Below are 4,403 nucleotides of genomic sequence, written 5' to 3' on the forward strand. Positions count from 1 at the left end.
GAGGTCCTTAAGCGCCTCGATACATTGGTTAAAGAACGCCATGTTTTCATTAAATACCGTTCCGAGTGAGATATAAATGATTGGTTTCGATTGATCAATATCATCCATAAACGTGTCATCTTGATTGGCTTCAGACGTTCTAGGTCCAATAAATGTACATGCGTCGTCGTGATACGCGTGATTTTCAAATTGGAAGCCTTTAAGCACGGCACTGATATGCATATTTCCCGGGTTATTCATGATTTCATAGCGCTTCGACAGTTCAAGACCCATAGCGTTGTTAAGTTCACCAATCAGTTCATTAAAGCGCTCGTCTTCATAGGTTTTATCCGCTACGGGAACTGTCTTACTAATGAGCTTAATCTTATCATCAAAGTCTGCTTCAGTTTCGGCGAACGATGAAACAAGTGAAATGAGAGGCAATTGAAGTTTTTGAGCCATCGCATAGCCGCCACTGAACATGGAATCCGCGACGATGTAATCGAACGTTTTACCTTCAATATTCGCTAATATCTTCGGTAAAGCAAGTGTATACATCTTAACGAGACCATTTATCACGCTAAATAAATTTTCACGGCGTTCACTTAAGAATGTTTCAAGCATCGTCTCCGATGAGAGCGTGTTGATGTTTGCGTCAGTTGCTTTAAATTTATCTTCATAGCCATCACCAACGTAAGCTGTAACATTCTCGCCCATATCAACAAGCGTTTTGACAATTGGTAGTGATGGATTCACGTGCCCTTCTGGTCCGATATTAATAAATAATACGTCTGCCATTTTTTAAAAGCCTCCTAAGATTTCTTCTTTTCAAAAGTAACATAAGAAATAATACGCGTTAGAATGAACTGCTTAATAAAATTAAAGTTCAAATCGTTTTAAAGACAAATTTTATTGTTATAATTTTCAATCAATAATCTGAGCCCATATATGACACCTAATTGAAAAATTATCTCAATATTATCATTTATTAAAACACTTTAAATCGCTTTCACATTACTGTTTTAAAGGATTTTCTTTTTTGACATAACGTATTCTTTAATTATAAAGTATATATTGTAGGACTTTTCAAAAGTATATGATTAACAAACGAATAAATCTTTATCCTTCTATAATACAAACAATTGGGAGGCGTACGAAACATGATTTTTGAAAAAATGGAACAATACGATTATGAACAATTAGTATTCTGCCATGATAAAACAAGTGGCTTAAAAGCAATTATTTGTATCCACGATTCAACATTAGGACCTGCACTTGGTGGTTGTCGTTTCTGGAATTATGAAACAGAAGAAGAAGCGATTGAAGACGTTATGCGTTTAGCTAAAGGTATGACTTACAAAAACGCAGCAGCTGGTCTTAACCTTGGCGGTGCTAAAACAGTTGTTATGGGTGACCCTAAGAAAGATAAATCAGAAGCTTTCTTCCGTGCTTTAGGTCGCTATATCAATAGTTTAGATGGTCGTTATATCACAGCTGAAGACGTGAATACGACTGTTGAAGACATGGACTTCATCTATCAAGAAACGCCTTATGTAACTGGTATCAGTGAATCATACGGTTCAAGTGGTAACCCAAGTCCTAAGACAGCACTTGGTGTATTCTACGCAATGAAACGTACTGCGAAAGAAGCATTCGGTACTGACGACTTAGAAGGTAAAACAGTTTCAGTACAAGGTTTAGGTAACGTTGCTTACACATTATGTGAGTACTTACACGAAGCAGGTGCTAAACTTGTTGTTACAGATATCAATGATGAAGCGGTAGAACGTGTTGTAAATGATTTCAATGCTGAAAAAGTTGGCGTTGACGACATCTACAGTGTAGAAGCTGATATTTTCGCACCATGTGCGTTAGGTGCAATCCTAAACGACGACACTATCCCTCAATTAAAAGTTAAAGCAGTATGCGGTAGTTCAAACAACCAATTATTAGATACTGAAAAACACGGTAAAATGTTAGAAGACAAAGGTATCGTTTATGCACCAGACTTCGTTGTAAACGCAGGCGGTGTAATTAACGTTGCTGACGAACTTCAAGGTTATAACGAAGATCGTGCGATTGCTAAAGTTAAAGGTATCTACAATCAAATGGATAAAATCTTTAACATTGCTAAAGAACAAGACATCTTACCAGTAAGTGCAGCTGAGCACTTAGCTGAAAAACGTATTAAAGATATGATGGTTGTTCATAGTAAATTCTCTGCTAAATCAAATAACCAAATCAACCGCTAATTTAGGGTGATTTAGATAGTTATTGTGAGCGTGTGATGGTGCGGTTGATGCGCACCTAGCTTGTTCGCTAAAATTTGGTACACCTCCGAATGAATTTCGGAGGTGTTTTTATTATGGGTTGAAGGTGAGACTTGATTACGGTTTCGTCATCAAGTTTCAATTAACTCCTAACGCTAACACGGATTTACAACCGAGTTACGAATTCCGTCCACTCTAATATTGTCAAAATATTCCAAAAATATTACAATCAACTTTCAAAGATATTACTCAACTTGTGTTTTAAATCGCAAATGGTAGAATAACTACAAATGATTTTTGACTGATGAAATCATTTTAAGCACTGTATCATCACCATATTACACATAATTTCAAATTATGCATTAATAGGAGAGATTCTTTGGACAGACGAATGATTAAAACACAGAATGCTTTAAAAACAAGTTTACTTAAATTGCTAGAAAGAGATACAATTGAAGCAATTACAGTTACCGATATTTGTGAACGCTCAAATATTGTTAGGCGTACGTTTTATGCCCACTATACCGATAAATTTGAACTCGTTGAACATATTATGGATGACTATATCAATGATTTTATTGAAATCTGTAAATATCGCGAATCGCCTGACTTTGAAGCGGGTACGATAAGATGGTTTAAATTTCTCAACCAAAATAAGTTGGTATTTAGAGTTTTCTTTAATAGTTCGATATCTTCCATATTCTTAAAAAAGTTCGAATATAATGTTAAAAAGGAAATCTTTAGTAAGTTAAAAAGTGAATATAAAGATCATCCAATTTTAAAAGAAAAGACGTTGCTTGTATTTTTAACGTCAGCGATCTTGGGTGTTATGTACGATTATTGTACGCATAATAACAAGAACTATAAGCGTAAGGCACAAGAGGTTGTCATTCTTATGGAGCCGTATCTTGAGTAAGCGATTACCAACTTAAATCATTTTCATTGATATATCATTCACAAATTATTTTATGTTATTATTAAATTAATTAATGTGAAATGAGTTGGTACCATGAACGACTACAACCCTAATAAATATTGGCTCGCTATTGAAAACCGGTGCGCGCCTAATAAAGAGATAGCCCTCAAAATCAAACAGCTAAAACTTGGAATTGAGGGCGAGCGTCTCTTTTATGAATCCTTTTTGCAAGACAAAGAAATACTATACCTCCACAATGCTTACTACAACACTTACAACCCCCTTGAAATCGATTATCTCATCGTCAATAACTATAACGTCTATCTTTTCGAGATAAAAAATTACACTGGTGATTATTATGCTAAAGATCATGCAATGCGGACCGCAACTGAATTTGAAATTCCTAATCCGTATTCGCAACTTATCAAGCAAAAGAATGAAATTAAGCGATTACTTTCTTCTAAGCAAATTCATTATGACCTCAAAGCTTACATTGTTTACACAAACCCTACTTTCACCCTTCACGGTGATTTACCTAACCGTAGCACTTACCTGCTTCCTACAGAACTTCATAAAATTTCATCATTCTTCGGACCTTCCTCTGAAAAGGATTTTAAAGTTTATCACTTTTTAAAAGCCCAACAAATTGACTATTTCTCCCATTATCAACCTACACGACCATATAAGTTTAACGAATTACAACCTGGCCTTAAATGTATACATTGTGGTACTCTCGATCCAATTATTTATAAAAGTAGGTATCGCAACTTTACATGTAAGTTTTGTTGTAAAAAATTCGATATTAATGAGGCTATCCTTAGTAGCTTAAAAGATTTATACCATATAACTGGGAAGCCATTCACATTCAAACAAGCTCAATACTGGTGCAAAGATATACTCGAATGGAAATTAAGACATATATGCAAACGACACTTCGATTATTCAGGTACGAATTTGCTCAATTTTAAGCTCAAGGGTTCATAATATGGATTTGAAACTTGATTAGAATTTCACCATCAAGTTTCAAACGGTCTGAGACTTGATTAAAATTTCCTCATCAAGTTTCAAAGGCTCTGAGACTTGATTAAAATTTCGTCATCAAGTTTCAAGCAGTCTGAGACTTGATGACGGTTTCCTCATCAAGTTTCAGTGCCCTTAACATCACCTACCGTGATAACTTCAAGCACCCATATCTCTAAAACCAAAAAAGGAAGCGTCTCGCATCATACGAGACGCCC

The 4,403-nt window shown here is 35.3% G+C and carries 4 protein-coding genes; 3 read left to right on the forward strand and 1 reads right to left on the reverse strand.

What is annotated here, in order from left to right:
* Positions 1 to 777: hypothetical protein (locus A33S_RS0107140; RefSeq protein ID WP_026048975.1), on the reverse strand; the 777-nt coding region annotated here is incomplete at its 3' end.
* A gap of 362 nt (positions 778 to 1,139) precedes the next feature.
* Between A33S_RS0107140 and A33S_RS0107145 the strand changes: the two genes are divergently transcribed.
* The 3 genes from A33S_RS0107145 (at position 1,140) to A33S_RS0107155 (ending at position 4,149) form a co-directional block, all read left to right on the forward strand.
* On the forward strand, positions 1,140 to 2,231 hold the full coding sequence (locus tag A33S_RS0107145; RefSeq protein ID WP_009382232.1) for a Glu/Leu/Phe/Val family dehydrogenase: 1,092 nt from the start codon (positions 1,140 to 1,142) through the stop codon (positions 2,229 to 2,231).
* Between the two features lie 397 nt (positions 2,232 to 2,628).
* Positions 2,629 to 3,165 carry a TetR/AcrR family transcriptional regulator gene (locus A33S_RS0107150; RefSeq protein WP_017176675.1) on the forward strand — a complete coding sequence of 179 codons (537 nt, stop codon included), beginning with the start codon at positions 2,629 to 2,631 and terminating at the stop codon, positions 3,163 to 3,165.
* A 93-nt stretch (positions 3,166 to 3,258) separates the two neighbouring features.
* Entirely contained in the window at positions 3,259 to 4,149 is an 891-nt protein-coding gene (locus A33S_RS0107155) for a nuclease-related domain-containing protein (protein ID WP_017176676.1), read from the forward strand.
* The last annotated feature ends 254 nt before the right edge of the window (positions 4,150 to 4,403 follow it).

Origin of the sequence: Staphylococcus massiliensis CCUG 55927 (genome assembly GCF_000298075.1) — a bacterium.
GTDB lineage: Bacteria > Bacillota > Bacilli > Staphylococcales > Staphylococcaceae > Staphylococcus > Staphylococcus massiliensis.